Source organism: Phenylobacterium sp., from assembly GCF_041913825.1.
In the GTDB taxonomy this organism is placed as follows: Bacteria; Pseudomonadota; Alphaproteobacteria; order Caulobacterales; family Caulobacteraceae; genus Phenylobacterium.
This window is the reverse complement of the sequence record NZ_JAYSEO010000018.1, coordinates 90,383-107,963: the sequence shown is the minus strand read 5'-3', so window position 1 is coordinate 107,963 and position 17,581 is coordinate 90,383. Positions and strand designations below refer to the sequence as shown.

The 17,581-nt window shown below is 72.0% G+C and carries 17 protein-coding genes and 2 pseudogenes; 12 read left to right on the top strand and 7 right to left on the bottom strand.

The features are described from left to right. Both ACE3Q8_RS15975 and ACE3Q8_RS15970 read left to right on the top strand, forming a co-directional pair. Nucleotides 1-2,209, top strand: a 2,209-nt coding sequence (locus ACE3Q8_RS15975; RefSeq protein ID WP_374471281.1) for a hypothetical protein, incomplete at its 5' end; no start/stop codon positions are given. 147 nt (nucleotides 2,210-2,356) lie between these two features. Continuing rightward, entirely contained in the window at nucleotides 2,357-2,557 is a 201-nt protein-coding gene (locus ACE3Q8_RS15970; RefSeq protein ID WP_374471280.1) for a hypothetical protein, read from the top strand. 95 nt (nucleotides 2,558-2,652) lie between these two features. Here the strand turns inward: ACE3Q8_RS15970 and ACE3Q8_RS15965 are convergent, their stop codons facing one another. Further along, a complete protein-coding gene (locus tag ACE3Q8_RS15965; RefSeq protein ID WP_374471284.1) occupies nucleotides 2,653-2,889 on the bottom strand; it encodes a hypothetical protein in 237 nt (78 codons plus the stop codon). On the opposite strand from ACE3Q8_RS15965, the pseudogene ACE3Q8_RS15960 reads away from it, so the two are divergent. Beyond that, nucleotides 2,857-3,023 (top strand): annotated as a pseudogene (locus ACE3Q8_RS15960) (winged helix-turn-helix transcriptional regulator). The gene ACE3Q8_RS15965 and the pseudogene ACE3Q8_RS15960 overlap by 33 nt on opposite strands. Before the next feature lie 314 nt (nucleotides 3,024-3,337). Continuing rightward, nucleotides 3,338-3,685, top strand: a complete 348-nt coding sequence (locus ACE3Q8_RS15955; protein ID WP_374471279.1) for a hypothetical protein — start codon at nucleotides 3,338-3,340, stop codon at nucleotides 3,683-3,685. A gap of 477 nt (nucleotides 3,686-4,162) precedes the next feature. On the opposite strand, the gene ACE3Q8_RS15950 is transcribed toward ACE3Q8_RS15955, so the two are convergent. The 5 genes from ACE3Q8_RS15950 to ACE3Q8_RS15930 all read right to left on the bottom strand — a co-directional run bounded on the left by ACE3Q8_RS15950 (nucleotide 4,163) and on the right by ACE3Q8_RS15930 (nucleotide 11,647). Beyond that, entirely contained in the window at nucleotides 4,163-5,161 is a 999-nt protein-coding gene (locus tag ACE3Q8_RS15950; protein WP_374471278.1) for a GSU2403 family nucleotidyltransferase fold protein, read from the bottom strand. A gap of 356 nt (nucleotides 5,162-5,517) precedes the next feature. After that, complete coding sequence (locus tag ACE3Q8_RS15945; protein WP_374471277.1) at nucleotides 5,518-6,432, bottom strand: NAD-dependent epimerase/dehydratase family protein; 915 nt, start codon at nucleotides 6,430-6,432, stop codon at nucleotides 5,518-5,520. After that, nucleotides 6,425-7,345, bottom strand: a complete 921-nt coding sequence (locus tag ACE3Q8_RS15940) for an NAD-dependent epimerase/dehydratase family protein (RefSeq protein ID WP_374471276.1) — start codon at nucleotides 7,343-7,345, stop codon at nucleotides 6,425-6,427. The genes ACE3Q8_RS15945 and ACE3Q8_RS15940 overlap by 8 nt, the downstream gene beginning before the upstream one ends. Next, entirely contained in the window at nucleotides 7,342-8,589 is a 1,248-nt protein-coding gene (locus tag ACE3Q8_RS15935; protein ID WP_374471275.1) for a methyltransferase domain-containing protein, read from the bottom strand. Before ACE3Q8_RS15935 ends, ACE3Q8_RS15940 begins: the two co-directional genes overlap by 4 nt. Nucleotides 8,590-8,614: 25 nt before the next feature. Further along, nucleotides 8,615-11,647 (bottom strand): glycosyltransferase, encoded by a 3,033-nt coding sequence (locus ACE3Q8_RS15930; RefSeq protein WP_374471274.1) that lies wholly within the window; start codon nucleotides 11,645-11,647, stop codon nucleotides 8,615-8,617. Nucleotides 11,648-12,049: 402 nt separating this feature from the next. On the opposite strand from ACE3Q8_RS15930, the gene ACE3Q8_RS15925 reads away from it, so the two are divergent. From ACE3Q8_RS15925 to ACE3Q8_RS15890, 8 genes and pseudogenes are all read left to right on the top strand, one after another. Continuing rightward, a complete protein-coding gene (locus tag ACE3Q8_RS15925) occupies nucleotides 12,050-13,225 on the top strand; it encodes an AGE family epimerase/isomerase (protein WP_374471273.1) in 1,176 nt (391 codons plus the stop codon). Between the two features lie 184 nt (nucleotides 13,226-13,409). Then, the gene (locus ACE3Q8_RS15920; protein WP_374471282.1) at nucleotides 13,410-13,658 is read left to right on the top strand and encodes a helix-turn-helix domain-containing protein; all 249 of its coding nucleotides are present in this window, start codon (nucleotides 13,410-13,412) and stop codon (nucleotides 13,656-13,658) included. Beyond that, nucleotides 13,655-14,077 carry a HipA N-terminal domain-containing protein gene (locus ACE3Q8_RS15915; protein WP_374471272.1) on the top strand — a complete coding sequence of 141 codons (423 nt, stop codon included), beginning with the start codon at nucleotides 13,655-13,657 and terminating at the stop codon, nucleotides 14,075-14,077. The genes ACE3Q8_RS15920 and ACE3Q8_RS15915 overlap by 4 nt, the downstream gene beginning before the upstream one ends. Before the next feature lie 54 nt (nucleotides 14,078-14,131). Next, entirely contained in the window at nucleotides 14,132-14,461 is a 330-nt protein-coding gene (locus ACE3Q8_RS15910) for a HipA domain-containing protein (RefSeq protein WP_374471271.1), read from the top strand. Then, a pseudogene (locus ACE3Q8_RS15905) lies at nucleotides 14,458-14,610 on the top strand (HipA domain-containing protein); the annotation flags it as partial. The gene ACE3Q8_RS15910 and the pseudogene ACE3Q8_RS15905, both read left to right, overlap by 4 nt. Nucleotides 14,611-14,696: 86 nt before the next feature. Then, on the top strand, nucleotides 14,697-15,005 hold the full coding sequence (locus ACE3Q8_RS15900) for a hypothetical protein (protein ID WP_374471283.1): 309 nt from the start codon (nucleotides 14,697-14,699) through the stop codon (nucleotides 15,003-15,005). A gap of 197 nt (nucleotides 15,006-15,202) precedes the next feature. Then, nucleotides 15,203-15,427 (top strand): hypothetical protein, encoded by a 225-nt coding sequence (locus tag ACE3Q8_RS15895; protein ID WP_374471270.1) that lies wholly within the window; start codon nucleotides 15,203-15,205, stop codon nucleotides 15,425-15,427. Between the two features lie 462 nt (nucleotides 15,428-15,889). Next, entirely contained in the window at nucleotides 15,890-16,384 is a 495-nt protein-coding gene (locus ACE3Q8_RS15890; protein ID WP_374471269.1) for a hypothetical protein, read from the top strand. Here ACE3Q8_RS15890 and ACE3Q8_RS15885 read toward each other — a convergent pair. Then, entirely contained in the window at nucleotides 16,377-17,534 is a 1,158-nt protein-coding gene (locus ACE3Q8_RS15885; protein ID WP_374471268.1) for a calcium-binding protein, read from the bottom strand. The genes ACE3Q8_RS15890 and ACE3Q8_RS15885 overlap by 8 nt on opposite strands. Nucleotides 17,535-17,581: the final 47 nt, after the last annotated feature.

Genomic DNA, 17,581 nt, shown 5'->3' with positions numbered 1-17,581 from the left:
CGACGCCACCGCGCGGTTGCGGCGCGCGGCCCTGCGACCGGCGACCCCGGCCGGGGAGCGGGCCGCCGCGGGCGACCTGCAGGCGGCGCTGCGCTGCGGCGGCGATCCGGTGGCGATTCTCAGAGTGCGGGCCGACCGGGCTCGGCGCGCCGGGTCGGAGCCGCAGGCGGCCGCGGCGGAGCGGGCCGCGGCGGCCTTCGCGGCGGGCCGGATGGTCGCGCCGGGGGAGGCCGCCCGCGTCCGGGCGGAGATCTGGCGAGCCTTCCACGCCGGCGAGCGCGCGTGGACGTTCGCGCTCATCGACCATGTGGCCGTCGCCTGGCCGACGCAGATGTCCGGCGATCTGCACTACCTGTGGGCCCTGCTGGTCACCGAAGGACCGCGCGAGCCCCTGGAGGCCGCGGCGCAGCATGCCGCCGCCGCCGCCGAGGCGGGCTTTGCGCCGTTCTGGTCTTGGCGCCTGGTGGGCTGGATCGCGCAGCTGCGCGGGGACGCCGCCGCGGCGGAAGCGGCGTTCGAACGGGCGGAGACGGCGGCCGAGTCGGACGAGAACCGGCGCCTGCTCAGCGAGCATCTCTGCGAACTCGCCTGGTCCGCCTTCCGCACGGGCGACGCCGCGACCGTCGCCCGGCAGGCGGCCAAGGCGCGCCGGCTCACCGGCGACGGCAGCGCCGCGGCGCTCTACCTGCAGGCCGAGGCCGAGCGGATGCTGGGGGAGCTGGGTCCGGAGGTGGCGGCGCTCTACGATGCGGCCGAGGCGCTGGGCTACGACGCCACCTGGTGCGAGCTTCGCCGGGGGGAGGTGCTGCTGGCGGGGCTCGATCCGCCGGCCGGCTGGCGCCGGCTCTGCGCCCTGGTCCGGCGCGCCCGTGGCGACGTCCGGGCCGCCGCCCTTGGGCTGCTTCGCCGGGCCATGTGGCGGGCCTATGAAGCCGGCGAGCTGCCGCAAAGCGCAGCGGCGCTGAACGAACTGCTGACGCTCGATCCTGGATCAGCGGAGATCAACTACCTGCTCGGCGAGAGCGAACTCCTGCAGCGGCGACCCGCGGCCGCGCTGGAGGCCTATGGGCGGGCCCTGGCGGCGGGCTACGACGCCTACTGGGCGCACCGGCGCATGGGCGAGGCTCTGGCGGCGCGCCGCGAGCCCGGCGAGGCGATCGGCGAGGCCGAGCGGACGGCCCGCCTCGCCGCGGCGGCGGCGGCGCGCACCCCCCGGGAGCGCCATGAGGTGCTGCGGCCTGTCCGCCTCGCCTGGGCCGCCGAGCGCGCCGCCTTGTCGGCCCCGAGCGACGCCCAAGAGGCGATCGCGGGCCTGGCCGGCGCGGCGGAGGAGGTCGTCCTGCTGCTGGAGGAGGGGCACACCGGCGCCGCCCTGGGCGTCCTGCTGGCCAAGGGACCTGAACCCGCCTTCGATCTTGCGGGCCTGGCGCTGTTCCGTGCCCGCCTGCTGCTGGCCCCGCCTGAGGCGGGCGACCTTACGGCCGGCCAGGTGCTGGCGCTGGCGCGGGTCTGCGCCGCCGCGCGCGGCTTGGCCCGGACGGGCGGCGAGGCGATGCTCGACGCGGTGCTGCGCACGGTGGCCGCCTCGCCGGGGCTGCAGGCGCGGCTCCAGGCGACGCTTGGCGCCCGCCGGGACGCCGGCGCGCGCCTGCTGCGGTTCGAGCTCGCCCGGCTGAACGGCGCGTCCGTGGCTGAGCTGGAGGCGCTTGCGGCGGCGGCGGGCGGCGCGGTGGACCCGCGGCGCCTGGCCCGCGCGTTGCGGCGCGAGGCGGGCGCGGGGAGCGCCGACGAGACGCTCCTGGCCGAGGCGCTGCTGGACGCATCCGCCGATGAGGCCGAACGGCTCGCGCCACGGGCCCGGGAGCTCGCCTGGTCGCGCTTCCATGCCGGGGCGCCGGCGGCGGCGCGCAAGCTGGCGGAGGCGGTGCTCGTGCGCCGGCCCGATGATCCCGCCATGCTTTATCTGGCGGCCGAAGCGCTGCAGGTGGAAGGCCAGGAGCTCGCGCGGGCCGAGGCGCTCTACGGGGCGGCCCTGGCGCAGGGCTTCGACCCCTACTGGGCTCGGTTCAATCGGGCGCAGGCGCGCGCCAAGCTCGGCCGCACGGCGGAGGCGATCGAGGACCTGCAGGCGGCTGCGGCTCAGGCGTCCGACGCCGAGGCCGTCACGCGCGTGCGAGAGAGCCTTGGACGGCTGGGTGTTCCCGCCTGAGCGCCGGCCCAGGCGCCAGACCCCGCCCGCGCCTGGGATCTGAGGTCAGGGGCCGCCATGTCGCGGGGCATCGCCCCGCGGCGCATCATTGCTGCAGACCGGCGGGCGCCCCTCGGCGGCGCTGAGGAGAGGGCGCGGAAAGAGCGCATGCCGACCACCCCGAAGGAGCGCGCGGCGTTCTACCTGCGGCAGGCAGGGCGCTTCGATCGGCTGGCCGCCGCCGCGAAGCTGCCCTTGCGCCGCGCGCAGTACCTGCAGCTGGCTGACGAGTGCCGCTTCCTGGCGGAACGCTTCGAGGCCTTGGCGCAGGCCAGCGACGCCACGCCGCCGCCCCGTCCTGACCCCTAAGCGCATTCCGCACCGAGAGGTCGTGAACTCACGTCGCCATTTCAGCGACTTAGCGTCGTGCGCCGAAATTGCACAGGCCTCACCCATAGGCCGGCTCATCCGGCGATTGAGGCAGGCAGATGGAAAGCCACACCGTCGTGGACGGAGAAGTCCATTTGTACCGCCGCGAGAACGGCGGCTTTTGGCGATGCGCTGTTTTCCCGGTGGACGCCACCACCTTCCGCCCGGCCGACGCGGCCGGCGGGCAGGGCCGCGTCGGCGGGCGCGGACATGGCCTGGTGCAGAACTGCACCCCGCGGATGCTGACCCATCAGCGTCGCGAGATAGAACAAGACGGCCTGATCACCCGCACCGTCTATCCGCAGGCGCCCCGAAGGTGGAGTACGCCTTGTCGGACCTCGGCCGGACGATGGAGCCGATCTTGCGTGCCCTGAAGGAATGGGACGACGCCAACATCGGTCTGTAGGGCAAGCCGAGGGGGCGCCCGAGCGAAGAGGGCTCCGCCACCATCCAGGGCTGACGTCCAGTGGGTCGGATCGAGGCGCCGGCCCACTGCCGCGATGTGCGCTTCTACCCCGCGCGCGAGCCCCTTCTGGCGCTATGCCGCTACTGAGCGCCCGTTCAGGGTCTGGTCGATACGCCTCCAGCGCCCGGCAGCGCCCGACGGTCGCCGCCAGGCGAAGCGACGCAGGCCTCTTTCCTGGAGAGCCCAGCCTGAGCGGGGAGAGGTCACCCGGCCGGTGCGTCGCCCCAGCCATTCTGGTCCAGGAAAAGGGAGGCGTGGGCGACGAAGAGGCGGTCCTCCGGAGCGACCTCTTTGCGGTGAACGCGCGCATCACCGACATCTACGCGGGCGAGGAACGGAAGGCGGACAGCGAGGCGAAGCGCGCGCTCGAGGCGCGTCGGCCATCGCGCTTCAAGGGCAGCCTGCCCATCTACGGGAGCGCTCTGGCGAGCTACGCGCAGCTCCAGGCCTCTCGGAGAGCGTCAAAGCAAATGGAGCTCGAACCCGTGGTCCTTCCCCGCGCTCTGGAGACGCTCTCGGCGCGATTCCACGGGGGCCGACGGAGCGATCCGCCGGCCTCGCGTGTCGCCATTCCGATGACGCCCTCAGGGCTGCCGCCCTGACGCGGATTCGACTACGCGGTCTCCTCCCGAGCTCCCCCCGAGCGGACGACAGGTCCACGGGCGGCGGCGATTCAACGACCTGCTATGGCCGCCCGCCGCGGACCACCCTCCGCCGACGCGTTGGTCTCGCCAGACTCGGTCCTCGCTGATGCTGAGAAGCGCGCCGCGGACATTGCCGTGGTCAAGGGTTTGGCGGCCACAGAACAATGCCCCACCATCGCAGAGAAGAGCTGACGCGATCTTTCAACGAGCACGCGCCAACGTCCGGTGCTGCTGATCCGATGTCGATGCGGCGCTCACCCTATGCCGCCGACCACGTGCTCTGCTCCTTCCATGGCTGCGGCTTCGGCTGCGGGTTGCTTGCGACCTCTCGCGACTGCCCGCCCCGGCGCGTGTCCGTGTCGCGGGCGATGGCGATGCCCAGACCACGCCCCGGCGCTCCGATTGGGACGCTGGCCTCGCCCCCCCTGCCGCCCGTCACCAGGTGGGGGCGGGCCTGGGGGGGCGCTTGGCCTTCCAGGCTTCGTAGGGGGGGAGCAATTCCTCCGGCAGCTCCGCTCGGAAGGCATCGTCCAGCGGGTATTGCGGCATCGCAGTCCAGACGGCGTTCAGAAGGGCGATGCCCTGCTTGGCGTCCTTGCCCCGCTTCTGTGGATTGCGCTTTGCCTGCGCAGACATCCAGAGCTTCTGCAGCGCGAACCAGCGCGGATCGGGCGCGACGATGCGCGCAGGGGTCCGGTCTCGGCAGATGACCACGTGGTCCACGGGGCGCCCGCGCAGCAGCCACTCCTGCTCCTGGAGGGGGACCGGTCGTGGACGGTCACGCGGGTACATGGTGCCTATTCGCGAGGGCGCCACGAGCACCTCCACTTCATAGGCCCTGGCGTTCCGCGCCTGGAAGCCGCGCTCCATGTTGACGGTGTAGGTAGGGTCGACGGCCTTGAGCATCTGCCACAGGACGTCCTCCCTGGCGGGCTCCTCGCTGGCAGCCCAGGCGAGGTCGAAATCCTGCGTCTCGTCCGGCGCCTCCCGGATGAAGCCATTGGCCTCGAGGTTGTAGGCGGCCACCGCGTTCGTGCCGACCACGATTAGCTGGCCCCCGAGCATGCCGCGTCGATCCGCCTCGCGCAGGAGGGGACCGGCTTCATTGGCGATCATCGGCGTGCGCAGGGCGCCGCAGATGTTCGCGGTTTCCAGCAGGGCGGCCCGCGCGCCCTCCTGGCGCGCCCGTGCGTCGGCCTTGGCCTGCTTGAACCGGGTGAGGCGCTCGGCCTGCTCGTCCGACCATGGGCCGAGGCTGCGTCCGTTCCCGTCGCGGTCGACGGTTTCGTAGAGGTAGGCGCGGCCGGAGATCTCCTTCCGCTTCATGTCGTAGGGCAAGGCGGCGAGCGCCTGTTCGGCCGCCATCCAGGCGCGGTAGTGCTGGTCGAGGTTCACCAGCGCGCGCGCCTGCTCGTCGGTGAAAGGCGTGAGCATGCCGCAGTTTATCCCGCATTTCATACAAACTCCAGACTTGCGGGATAAATCCAACAAATACAGGTATTATCCCGCAAAATGGCAGATTTCCGGAATCGCGGGATAAGGTCGCGGCGCAGGCGAAGGTCTCGCACCATTTCTGGACGGCGGAATCCGTCAGCGGGACCGACCGTCTTGAAGACTCGGCATCTGAGCGCCCACGCCCATCGTGGTCCCGGCGCGCAGCAGCCGGTTCTCGGCGTTGTACCGGTAGGTGTTGGCGCCATCCGTCGAGGTTGCCGTTCTCGTCGTGGACCTGAGTCGAGCCGCCGACGGCGCGGGATAGAAGGGGCGTGCCGGGGCACGGGGACCGCGCCTCAGTCCGCCCGGCGCCCCAGCGTCGCGGCGAGCCCCGCCTCCAGCGACCAGCGGGGCCGCCAGCCGGTGCGGCGCAGGAAGGCGCTGGAATCCAACACCTTGGCCGGAGCGCTCGCAAAGCTGCCCTCCGGGTAGCAAATCGGCGCACGCCAGTTGAGCGCCCCCCGGATGGCTTCGGCCACAGCGCCCACCGTGATCGGCGTGTTGGCGGCGCAGTTCAGCACCTCCCGACTGGCGACCGCATCGGCGGCGAACAGCGCCTCGATCTGGTCCTCCACGAACAGCACCTCGCGGACCACCTCCGGGCGGCCCCAGACCGTGAAGGCCGCGGCCCCCGCCGCCTGCTCGGCCTGGGCGCGCCGAAGCATGCCGCCAACGAAGTGGCTGCGATCGGGCTCGGGATGGTCGAAGGGGCCGTAGAGGGTGGCGAAGATGCAATGCAGCCAATCCAGGCCATACTGCTCGCCATAAAGGCGACTGCCCTGCGCCAGCAGCAGCTTGGCCTGGGCGTAGCCGGCCACCGAGGGATGGGCGCCGGGGGCGCCGAGCAGGGACTCGGCGAGCGGTTCGGCCCGATCGGGATAGGCGCAGGAACTGCCGGCGCTGATCAGCTTCGCCTGCGGCTGTCGCCGACGCCATGCCTCCAGGACGTTGAGATGGATGCGGGCGTTGATGCTCAGCAGTTCGGCCTGCATCTCGTACTGCGTCGGGCCGGTCCTCTGGCGCGTCACCAGGTGGATGATCCGGCCGCAGGCTGGCGCGTCGCGGAACGCGGCGTCCACCCGTTGCGGGTCGGTCAGGTCCCCCGCCGCGCGGCCGACCAGATGGACCGCCCGTCCGCGTTGCTCGCACCAGCGCCGGAGGTTCCGGCCGACGAAGCCGTCTGCGCCCAGGATCAGGATCGGCTCAGCCATCGCCGCGCGCCCAGGCGACGGTCGCCGCCAGACCCGCGTCCAGCGGGGTCCAGGTCCGGGGGAAGGCGGCCTGCAGGCGGGTGGCGTCGATCCGCCGTTGCGCCGGGCCGCTCGCGGGCGCCTCGGCGAACACGAGCGGCTTCTCCGACCCGCTGGCGGCGAGCACGGCGCGCGCCAGCTGTTCCAGGCTGGTGTTGACTCCGGAGCCGAGATTGTAGGTCTCATGCCGCTGGCGCCAGGCGGCGGTTCGCCGGAACACGTCGGCCACATCGCCGGCGAAGACGAAGTCGCGTTCCACCTGCCGACCGCGCAGGAGGAACTGATCGCCGGCCTCCAGGGCGCGCAGGACGAAGGCGGTGGCCACGTGCGCGGCGGCGGGGTCGCGCGTGTCATGCGGCCCGTAGGGGTTCGTGATGCGGAAGGCCACCGTGGAGACGCCATGCTTGGCCCGGTAGAGGTCGGCCAGGATCTCGCCCCAACGCTTCGACCAGGCGTAGAAGGCCTCTCCCGCGTGCGGCGCTCCGTTCAGGTCCAGCGGTTCGCCATCGTCCATCACCACGCGGGACGCGGGGTAGACGGCCACGGAGCTGGCCAGGCGCACCTCGCCGACGCCCTTCGCGGCGCAGATCTCATAGACCTGCTGGGTGATCGCCACGTTGTCCGCCAGCACCTGCGGCTGCTCGGCGGCGAAGGTCCGGGCGTCGTACCGGCGCGCGGCCAGGTGGAAGACGACCGTCTCCGGCGGCAGGTCGAGATGGCCCAGTTCCGAAAGCGTCACCGCGCGATGCGCGCCGGGGACCGGCGCGCCGCGGCCGCTCACCGCGATCACCGGCCGGTCCTCCGCCGCCAGGGCGGAGACCAGGTTGCGGCCCAGGAACCCGGTGGCCCCGACGACCACGGCTGCGCCGCTCAACGGGGGAGGTCCTGCGCGCCGATCACCCGCACCTGCGGCACGGGTACGATGAACTCGCCCCCGGCCTCCAGGAAGCCGCGCTCCTTGACCAGGAACTCGTCCAGGAAGTTCCACGCCAGCATCAGGTAGGCGTCGGGCCGCGGCGTGGCGGCCTCGTCGCGGATCGGGATCCGGGCGCCGGGGATGAGGCGATTGAACTTCAGCGGATTGCGCTCCACGGCGCAGGCGATCAGTCGCGTGTCGAGGCCGAAGGCGTTCAGCAGGGTGGCGCCCTTGGCGGGCGCGCTGTAGGCGTGCACCGTGCGCCCACGGGCGTGCTGCGCTTCCAGCGCCGCGACGAGGTCGTCGCGCAGCCGCCAGACCCGCTCGGCGAAGGCCTGGTAGGTGTCCAGCCGGTCCAGCCCGGCGGCGGCTTCGGCTTCCCGCAGGCGAGCGACGCTGTCGGCCGGGGACCGGGCGCCTTTCAGCGCCACATGCGCCTCCAGGGTCCCTCCGTGGATCGGCTTCAGATCCACCGCGAACACCTCCAGGCCGTGCGGCTCCAGCAGAGCCGAGAGGCTCCGCAGCGTGTAGTAGCAGAGGTGCTCGTGATAGATCTGATCGAAGGCGGTGTTCTCGATCATCCCGCCCAGATAGATCGCCTGCACGCAGAACACCCCGTCGGGAGCCAGCAACCGGCGAACGCCTTCGCAGACGCTGTGCAGCTCCTCCAGATGGAAGAAGACGCCGGCCGCCGTGATCAGCCGGGCCGCGCCGTGGCTTTCCAGGATCGTTTCCGCCGTGGGATCATTGAAGAAGGTGTTGAGCGTCGGCACTCCCGCCGCCTTGGCGAGGGCCGCCACATTGCCGGCGGGCTCCACGCCGAGGGTCCGCAGCCCCAGCCCCTGGTAGGCCTTCAGGGCCGTGCCGTCATTGCTGCCGATGTCGACCACGAGATCGCCTTCAGCCAATCCATAGGCGGCGGTCAGACGCCGCGCCGTGTCCTGGAAGTGCTCGGTCAGCGTGCGGGTGGTGCCGGACACGTACGGATAGTCCGAGAACATGTCCTCCTTCGGGATCGTGTAGTCGATCTGCACCAGAGTGCAGTCGTGGCAGAACCCGGCGCGCAGCGGGTAGGCGGGCTCCTGGCGGTCCGCCAGCTCCGGGGGGATGAGGCGGTTGCAATGCGGCTGCTCCCCGAGATCGAGGAAGAGCTCCACGCGCCGGCTTCCGCAGCTGCGGCAGGCGAGATCGAAAAAGCTCATCGGACGCAGGCTCCTTGCGGCGCTGTCAGGACGGCGAGGCCTGGCGGCGGCTGCGCGGCACGCTCCAGGACCAGAAATGTTGTTCGTAGCGGTTGTCGTTGAACACCTCGAGGGCCGGCGGCCCGCTTCCCAGGCGCTCAGCCAGGCGTGCGGCGAGCTGGCGTGCGGCGAAGATGTCGCTGGCCAACTGGTACTGGGCGCCGACGCCCTCGTAGCGGGTTCGCCGCGCTTCCAGGGCGCGCAAACGGTTTCGCAGCGCCAGGGCGTCCTGTCGCACCGCCGCAAACCCGTCCGGCGCGTCCGGCCGGGCGGCGATATAGAGCGCCAGGGCGGCGGCCAGATCGATGTCCGTGCTCATCTCGCGCTTGTAGGCCTTGCGATAGCCGAGGCTGGCGCGCAGCAGGGCCATGGGGGCGTCGAGGCCGGTCCGGTCGAAGGCGTAGGCCATGCCGCCGGCCGTGCGGTGCAGGTACCACGCCCGCAGATCCTCCAGCTCGGCGCGCGGATGCTGGGTCATCCGGGCGTCCGGATAGTTGTGGAAGACCCCCAGCGGTTGGGCCAGGTGGGCCACCTGCAGATGCGGGAGCACGCGGTTCTTGAACTCCGTGTCGCCGGCCGCCCGGAAGCTCGGATCGTACAGGCCGAACCGATCGTGGACCGATCGCCGGTACAGCCCGCCCACGTAGCTGATGTAGCTGGAGTCCAGGTAGTGCAGCCAAGGGGCGAAGCCCGCCCGGTCGTAGGGCATGACGTCGCGGTCGAAGGCCCCTTTGCGGTCCACCTCGGTGATGAAGGAATCCGCCATCACCCAGTCGATCTCGGGGCGGCGGGCCAGGACGGCGTGAAGCTGTTCCAGCCCGTCCGGGCGCAGGCCCTCGTCCACCCCCAGGAAGGCCAGGTGCTCGCCGCGCGCCAGGGCGAGGCCGCGGTTCCAGGCGGCCTGGATGGTTTCCCGGCGCGCTGAGCGGGCATAGACGGCCGGGAACGGGTCCTCGCGCCAGACCTGCTCCAGGGCGGCGAACTCCGCGGCGGGCGAGCCGCTGTCCACCAGCACGACTTCGGCGTGTCCGTCCCGGATGAGGGTCTGCTGCCGCAGGAACCGCAGGAACATCGGCAGCTTGTCCGCCGCGTCATAGAGGGAGACCACGACCGACACCTTCGGGTCGGTGGCCTCGCCGAGCCGCTCCACCCGCGCAAGCGCGCCCGGCGTGGGGACCTGGCGATGCGCGGCGAACGCCTGGTCCAGCAGGGCGCGCGGCGCGCCCGCGGGATCATCCCCGGCCTCGGCCATGGCTACGACGGCGGCGGCCTCCTGCGCATAGCCCAGGGCGGCCAGCTCCCGGGCCACCGGATGACGCAGGGGCGCAGCCTCGGCCCCGAGCCAGCGCAGCAGGCGGGCCTCGTAGGTCGCGGCGAGCAACGGCTGGTCTTCCAGGCGCTCCAGGCGTGCGAGCTCCGTGAACCAGTGCGCGCGCTCCACGCGCCGCTCGTCGACGAGCTGGTTCAGATAGCGGATCTTGCGCGCGCGGTCGTCGCCACGGGTCTCGGGATGACCGGCCAGGTGGCGGCGAACGCCCGGCAGGCTGCCCGCCATGCCGAACTCTGCGCCGGCGCGGCCCTCCAGCCGATAGGTGCGGCGGATGCGCGCCTGCAGCAGCGCCTCCAGCGGAGGCCGCGGCCTGCGGAGTGCGCCCCAGGCGGCGCTCAGGCGGGCGCCGGGCCCCTGCCGCAGGCGGGTGAGCGCCGCCCCCGCCTTCAGCGCCGCGCCCGCCGCCACGAGGCTGACCGCCAGACCCCGGTCCTGCGGCAGAGGCGGGCGCGGGCCGCCGAGGCTGACCCGGCCGCGCACCGCGAAGGTCTCGCCCAGGCCCCGCAGGAAGGCGGCGGCCCGGGGACTGGGGGCGTCCAGATCGGCGTAGACGCGGGCAAGCGCCAGCGGCGCGCCCACCAGCTGGGCGTCCTCCACCGCCGCAGCCACTGTCTGGCGGGCGTGGTCGTAGCCGGCGAGCACCGACTGCAGCCAGGGCGCCGCCGGGCGGGCGCTGGTGAAGGGCACGATCCAGTCCTGCAGGCTCGGGATCCGCTCGCGCACGAATCGGGCGACGCCGGCCGTCGGGGCGATGACGGTGGGGCATCCCTGCAGCAGCGCTTCCAGCGCCACCAGGTTGAACTGGTCGTAGCGCGACGGCGCCAGCACCACGGCGCGGCTGCGGAAGATCGCCTCGATCGCCTGCGGCCCGATGGCGGGCGCGTCTTCGAAGTCGAGGCCCCGCAGGGCCGCCGCCGTCCGCAGGATCTCGCCGCCGTCCCGGCCCTGGTGATTGCGTCCCTCGCCGCCGATCAGCCGCAGCCTGCCGTACGCGCTGCGGGGCAGGGCCCAGGCCAGGTCCAGCAGAAGGTCTGGCCCCTTGCGCTTCTCCTTTCGCCCGAGAAACACCAGATCCGGCGCCCCGTCGCCCACAGCGACGCCCGCCGGCGCAGGCGGCGGCAGGAAGCTCAGGGGATCCAACCGGGCGATCCGCCGCCCCGACCGGCGCTCGATCTCGTCGGCGTAGGCGTCGCTGATGGCGTAGAGCCCGTCCACCGCCTGCCGTTGCAGCCGCTCCCGCAGCTCGATCCCCGCGAACAGCCGGCGCGCATCGCCTTCCCAGGGCCAACCGCCCCGCAGGGCCGAGGAGATCGTTCCGTGCAGCGCCAGAACTAGGCGCCCGACCCGGACGCCCCGGCGTTCCAGCGCTTGGCGCAGGAAAAGTCCGAGTTCGCGATAGTCCGGGACGTCCACCACGTCGAACCCGCCCGGGGGCGCCGCCCTCGCCACCGCCTCCGCCACGCGCTCGGCTTCGAGGTAGGGGTGAGCAAAGGCGTGCTGCGCCCCGAAGTCGATGGTCGAGGGCGGCAGGTCCGGGGCGGGGATGGGCCGGGCGTTGGCCGGCCGCGCGGCTTCAGCCGGCTCCTGCGCCTGTAGGTAGTAGAACTCGGCCTCGGGGCTGGCGGTGATCAGGCCACGATAGACGGTCTGGCCGCCGCCGACGGCGGCGAACAGGTCCCATTCGGCCAACAGAACGCGCATACTTCCCCCAAGTGCGCCGTCCTTGACGCAACCCCCGCCCCTCGCTAGCGGCGTAGAGCCCTGCGGGCAAGGCCGAGGACTTCTCGCCGCAGCCTTGCGGGCCCGTGCGGGCCTGCGACAGGATCACCGCCTGTGGGTTGTGCGCAGGCGGCGCGCCAGGCGAAGGCTTGTCTTCTCCCAGAACGACGCTCATCGGTTCCGCGCGCCCTCTCACGTGCGAGTCGCCGCGCACCGCTCGGATCCGGATCAGCTCCCGCCGCAACCTGGCGGCGCTCGGCGCCGCGCGGGCCGCCGGCGGCGCCGGCCGCCGATCGCCACCCACGGCGCCAAGGTCGCCTTCGACGCAAGGCCTGTTGGCGGCATGGCGCCGGCTCGCTAGGAAACGGCGCCATGAGCCACGCGATCGAAACCGCCGCGTCCGCCGGCGCCGGCTTGCGGCGCTGGCTCACCCAGGCGGCGCTGCCGCTCTGGAGCAGCGCGGGCTGGGACGCGGAGCGCGGGATCTTCCAGGAGGCCCTGACCCGCGACGGGGCGCCGACGGGGCTGTTGCGGCGCGCCCGGGTGCAGGCCCGACAGATCTGGGTCTTCGCCACGGTCGCCCGATTGACCCAGGACACCCGCCTCGCGGCGCTCGCGCGCCAGGGGTACGAGGGCTACCTCCACCGCTATGCGGCGCCGAACGGGCTGTTCATCATGGCGCTGCACGCGGACGAGACCACGGCCGACGGGCGTACGCCGCTGTACGAGCAGGCCTTCTCTCTGCTGGCCATGGCCGCGATGCAGGCGCTGGACGGCGGCTGCGACGCCCGGGCCGATGCCTTGCTCCGGAGCCTCGAGGCCCTGCGCCATGGCGGCGGCGGGTGGCGAGAGCTTGGCGATCAGCCCTTCCAGGCCAATGCCCACATGCACCTGTTCGAGGCGGCGCTCGATTGGGAGGCGCTGGATCCGGAGGGTTGGCGCGAGACGGCGGACGAGATCGCGTCTCTGGCCCTGCGGCGGTTCTTCGACCCGCAGGCAAGCGTGGTGCAGGAATTCTTCACGCCCGACTGGCGGCCGCTAGGGCCCGAGGAGGGCGGGCTCATCGAGCCCGGGCATCAGTTCGAGTGGGCCTGGTTGCTCGATCGCTGGGGCCGGCGGCGCGGATCGGAGGCGGCGATCGCGGCCGCGCACAGGCTCTATGCGGCCGGCCGTCGGGGCGTGGATGCGCGCAACGTGGTCGTGGGTTCGGTGTGGCCGGACTTTCGCGTCCGCGATCCGGTGGCCCGGTTCTGGGCCCAGGCCGAACGGCTGCGGGCCGACGTCGTCTTCGGCGCGGAAGCGGACGTGGTCGCCAGCGCCAGCAGCCTTGCGCGCTATCTGGCCACGCCGGTGGCCGGGGCGTTTCACGACAAGCTGGACGCAGCAGGCGGCTTCCTGGAGGAGCCTGCGCCGGCGACCTCTCTCTACCACGCCCTGGGCGCCGTGCTGGCCCTGCGGAGCGAGGGCGCCGCCGCGGACCTGGGGACCACGTCGGAGCTGCGAGGGCCCGCGCCCGCGCGCCCGCGCCCCTGCGGCCGCGGCGACTGATCGCCCAGGACACGCGCGAGACTGCGGCGCGCCCTGCGCCGATCTTTCGTGCCAGCCGCTTGTTTATTCGCCATCGTGTGACCCGAGCGATGGCAACGAGCCATTGGCAGAGATCGGGCGCTAGACGCTGGGCCTTCGTCTTGCCGCTCGGGAATGATCTTGCCGCACAGGCTGGTCAGGCGCGCTGATCTTCCCGAGCGGTAAGAATCCGCCTATCGAGACACCATCGGCCTTCGGCGCGCGCGTCGCCCGCAAGCGGCGAGCGCTCGGCCTGACCCAGCGGGATCTGGCGTTGGCGATTGGCGTCGGAGCGCGCTTTGTCGTCGAACTCAAGCGGGGCAAGCCAACGGCTCAGCTGGGGAAGGCCCTCGCGGCTGCGAAGGCGGTCGGCCTTCGCCTCGTCGACGCGGCGGACGATGGTTCGAGCTCTTGACGCTGACCCTCTTCTCCGGAGCCGATCCCGTCGCTGGTGTGGAGGCGACCCCGGAGGGGCCGAGGCTCGCGTACCTCGATGCTTGGCGGCGCTCACCGGCCGCCTTTCCTGTCTCGCTGACCCTGCGGCTCGGCGCGCCCGAACACGGTCCCGACGTGGTCACGCCATGGCTGATGAACCTGCTCCCTGAGGGGGAGCCGCTGCAGGCGACGACACGTGCGCTCGGCGTGACGCGTCAGGATGTGCTTGGCCTTATGGAGACCAGGGACGCGACCTGGCCGGCGTCCTTTCCGTCGGAGCGCCACGGCCGGTCGAAGATCAGCAGGCGATCACGCTGGACGGCGAGCCAGCTCTCGAGCGCATCATCGACGAGCTGCCAGCTCGGCCGTTGCTGGTGGGCGAGGAAGGCGTCTCGATGAGCGTCGCCGGCGCGCAGGAGAAGGTTCCGCTCACGCGCTTCGGCGGCGATCCCCGTGAACGGCGCCGCGTCGACCCTGATCCTGAAGCCCGACAATCCGCGGCTCACGGGCAGCGTCGAGAACGCAGCCCTCTGCATGGTGCTGGCGCGGCGGTGCGGGCTCAGGGCGGCGCTTGTGACGGCCGGGCGCGCCGGGGCGCGCACCTATCTGCTGGTCGAACGCTACGACCGGCAAGTTGAAGCCGACGGCGGCGTGATGCGCCTGCACCAGGAGGACGTCTGCCAGGCCCTCGGCCGTCCTCCGGCCGCGAAGTACGAACACAATCGATCAGGGGTGAAGGGGCCGTCACTCGCGGAGATGTTCGCGTCGTCAGGCGTGAGATGACAGCCCGAGACATCACGCGGGTTCGCGACGCCGTGATCTTCAACATCGCGATCGGCAACGTCGACGCTCACGCCAAGAACGACGCCATCCTGATCCGCCCTCGGCAGGTCGAGCTCGCGCCTCTCTATGATCTCATGTCCAGGCTGGGATGCGCGAACATCACCCAGAACCATGCTCAGGACACCGGCGGAAAGAACAGGGGGCGCCATATACTCTCGCGCGCCACTGGCGGCGCATGGCCGAAGCGTGCGGCCTGGCCGGGCCCGCCACGGTTCGCCGCGTGCATGCGCTCGCCCACGGGATCGCGAACGCGGTGGCCGCCGCCGCGGATGAGGTCCGAGCGATGCCTGCAGGCGCCGGTCAGATGCTTGACCTCCTCGCAACCGAGATCAAGGCAAGGGCGCAGCTCGTCGCCGCCAACTCGCTGGTGTTGGAGGGCCGGACGAAGCCGACGACCTTCCGACGACGGGTGTCCGCTAGGATGGCTGAGCAGGCGGATGCGCGCGCGTCGTACGGCCGACAGCGCCCACCTTTTCCGACGTAAGCTGAACCGCAGCGCCGCAGACGAGGCCGGTCGACGGCAGCCTCTGCAACGGCGCGATGCGCCCCTGCTTGCGCGGCGTGCAAGCGGCGGCGACGAGCGGCCGCTGTCGAAGAGTCGCATTCGCCAAACTGCGTCATCTGCTATGAACAGGCGGGGCTACAGGCAGCGACCAGGGTCGGGGCGAGATGGTGGAACTGGTGACTCGTGAGTTGACGGACGAGGTGGCGGAAGACGTGGCGACCGCCTTCTTCGGCTTCCTGCTCGAGAACGACCCTCCAGATTGGGCCGACGTCTCTCTCCACAAGCAGCGCACGGCCGGGGGTCAGATCGTGCGGCTGACCCTTTGGAGTCAGGATGCGGTGGAGTCCTTCTGCACCGGGGCGCCGCTCAGCCCGGTGATCTGGAGCTTGCCCTCGAACTGATTGCGCGCGGCGCGCGCTGCGATCCAGCGCCCGCCACAGAACCGGGACGAGATCCGGGCGGCGGCCCCGGCTACAGCGAAGTGCGCGGCCTCGCAGGCGGAGGGCCGGTGATCAGGTCCGGTCGGCCTTAGAAGCCAGCCTGGGTTGTCAAAACCCCCGACAGCAAAGCCCCTCATTGGATGCTTCGCCGCCGTTCCGCACAGCAGCTGCGCCCCGGACCGCTTCGAAGCTGCACAAGCGCTTAGCCTCCGCGCGATGGGCGCGCCCGGCTTGTCTACGCTGCCTGGCGGCCGGGCGACTGATGCGCGGTCGCGCGCCTGGCCGAGCGCATTGACTCGCAAACGAGCGGGGCGTCATGCTCCAACTTCCGGCTCGCGTGCGGCGCCGGCCTCCCAGTCGGCCGTGATCGCCGGCGGTCGCGGCCGGCGGAACGCCTGCGCAGCTCTCACTCTGCACCGGTTCATGAACGCCTCCGTCCCCGCAAAGCCTCGCTTCTGGATGTTCTGGCGCGGTGAACGCCGCGCGCACGCCCGCGCGCTGCAGCGCTTCGACCGCTTCTCCCGCGACTGGGCCGAGCCGCTCTTTGAAGCGATCGTGCGGGAGCTGCGTGAGAAGGGGCACGGCGGACGCCTGGAGACGGCGGGGGAGGTCTTTACGGAGCGGGTGCGGCTCGAGGTCTGGCGCGGCGCGATTCGGCCAGCCCAGCCGGCGTTCCTGGAGATCGCAGCCAGCGGCCGCGACGAGCTCCTGGCGCTGCGCCAGGGTGGCGCCCGGCGTCCGCTCGCCCTGCCGCACCCTGAGGGCAAGCGGAAGCGCCACCCTACGCCGCAGGCCCAGGTCGGGGCGGCGGTGATCGACTTCGTGGCCGAGACCTTTGCCGCGCCGCCGTCGCCCGAACCCCTGCCTCGGCTGGCCATCAGCGCGCGGCGGGACCCGGGCGGCGATCGCCTCAAATGATGGCGGTGAACGGACTGAAGAAGCTCGCATCCCGCAGGATCACCAGGCTGAACGCCTGATCGACGCCGAAGCTGTCCACATAGAGGTAGATGTCCTCGCCCACGGGGACGGCCACGTAGGTCAGCGCCGTGGTGGTGGTCAGCGCCGCCTGCGCGCGCGCCAGCGCCACCGTGGCGTCGGCGGCCGGCGTCAGGAGGCGGAAGTTGAGCGGCGTGGCGGCCGTCAGGCCGCGGAAGTCCAGGGTGTCGTCCTCATCGAAGTCGAAGATGATGTCGGGCGCGGCCACGGTGGAGTCGGTGGGCGCGAACAGGAAGAGATCGCCGCCGGATCCGCCCCGCAGCAGGTCGGCGCCGGAGCCCCCCTCGACGGTGTCGTCGCCGGCTCCGCCATTGAGCGAATCGACACCCGCTCCGCCCCGGAGCAGGTCACGGCCCTGATCGCCGATCAGGGTGTCGGCGCCGCGGCCGCCGACCAGAAGGTCATCGCCAGCCCCGCCGGTGAGGCGGTCGTCGCCGTCGTCGCCATTCAAGGTGTCGGCGCCCAGATCGCCGAACAGAAGGTCGGCGTCGTCGCCGCCCGCCAGGACATCGTCGCCCTGGCCGCCATACAGCACGTCACGGCCAGCGCCGCCGTCCAGGGTGTCGGCGCCCAGATTGCCCTGCAGGGTGTCGGCGCCGTCGTCGCCCGCCAGGAGATCATCGCCCTGGCCGCCATAGATCAGGTCATCGCCCTCGCCGCCGTAGAGGCTGTCGGCGCCCTGGTTTCCTTGCAGGACGTCGTCCCGCGTTCCGCCGCTCAGCTCGTCGTTGCCCTCGCCCCCGTAGAGCGCCAGCGGCCGGGTGGCCTGCACCCCCGTGGGCGCGAAGGTGTCGGCGCGATCGCTGCCGATGAACAGGGAAGAGCCGTCGCTGAAACGCAGCCGACCGGCTTCTGCGGCTGCAGGCAGTCCGAAGAAGGCGCCGGCCTGCGGGAATTCCACGGTCCGCGCGCCGAGCGTCAGACGGTAGACGCCGAAGCCGTCGGACTGCGGCGCGTACTGAACGACCACCTGACGCGCGGAGCCGGAGGGGAACACCAGGGTGTCGTAGTCCAGGATATTGAAGCGGCGGGCCTCCTCGGGCGTGATGGTGGCGAACGAGTAGGTGGCCATGGAGCGGAGGATCCGGAGGTTAGAGCTGAGCCGCGGGGCGGGAGAGT

Excerpts from the sequence above, each read along its gene's own strand:
- ACE3Q8_RS15950 (WP_374471278.1), bottom strand. The coding sequence starts at position 5,161 with ATGCTCACGCCTTTCACCGACGAGCAGGCGCGCGCGCTGGTGAACCTC.
- ACE3Q8_RS15925 (WP_374471273.1), top strand. The coding sequence starts at position 12,050 with ATGAGCCACGCGATCGAAACCGCCGCGTCCGCCGGCGCCGGCTTGCGG.
- ACE3Q8_RS15885 (WP_374471268.1), bottom strand. The coding sequence starts at position 17,534 with ATGGCCACCTACTCGTTCGCCACCATCACGCCCGAGGAGGCCCGCCGC.
- ACE3Q8_RS15970 (WP_374471280.1), top strand. The coding sequence starts at position 2,357 with ATGCCGACCACCCCGAAGGAGCGCGCGGCGTTCTACCTGCGGCAGGCA.
- ACE3Q8_RS15945 (WP_374471277.1), bottom strand. The coding sequence starts at position 6,432 with ATGGCTGAGCCGATCCTGATCCTGGGCGCAGACGGCTTCGTCGGCCGG.
- ACE3Q8_RS15935 (WP_374471275.1), bottom strand. The coding sequence starts at position 8,589 with ATGAGCTTTTTCGATCTCGCCTGCCGCAGCTGCGGAAGCCGGCGCGTG.
- ACE3Q8_RS15900 (WP_374471283.1), top strand. The coding sequence starts at position 14,697 with ATGGCCGAAGCGTGCGGCCTGGCCGGGCCCGCCACGGTTCGCCGCGTG.
- ACE3Q8_RS15890 (WP_374471269.1), top strand. The coding sequence starts at position 15,890 with ATGAACGCCTCCGTCCCCGCAAAGCCTCGCTTCTGGATGTTCTGGCGC.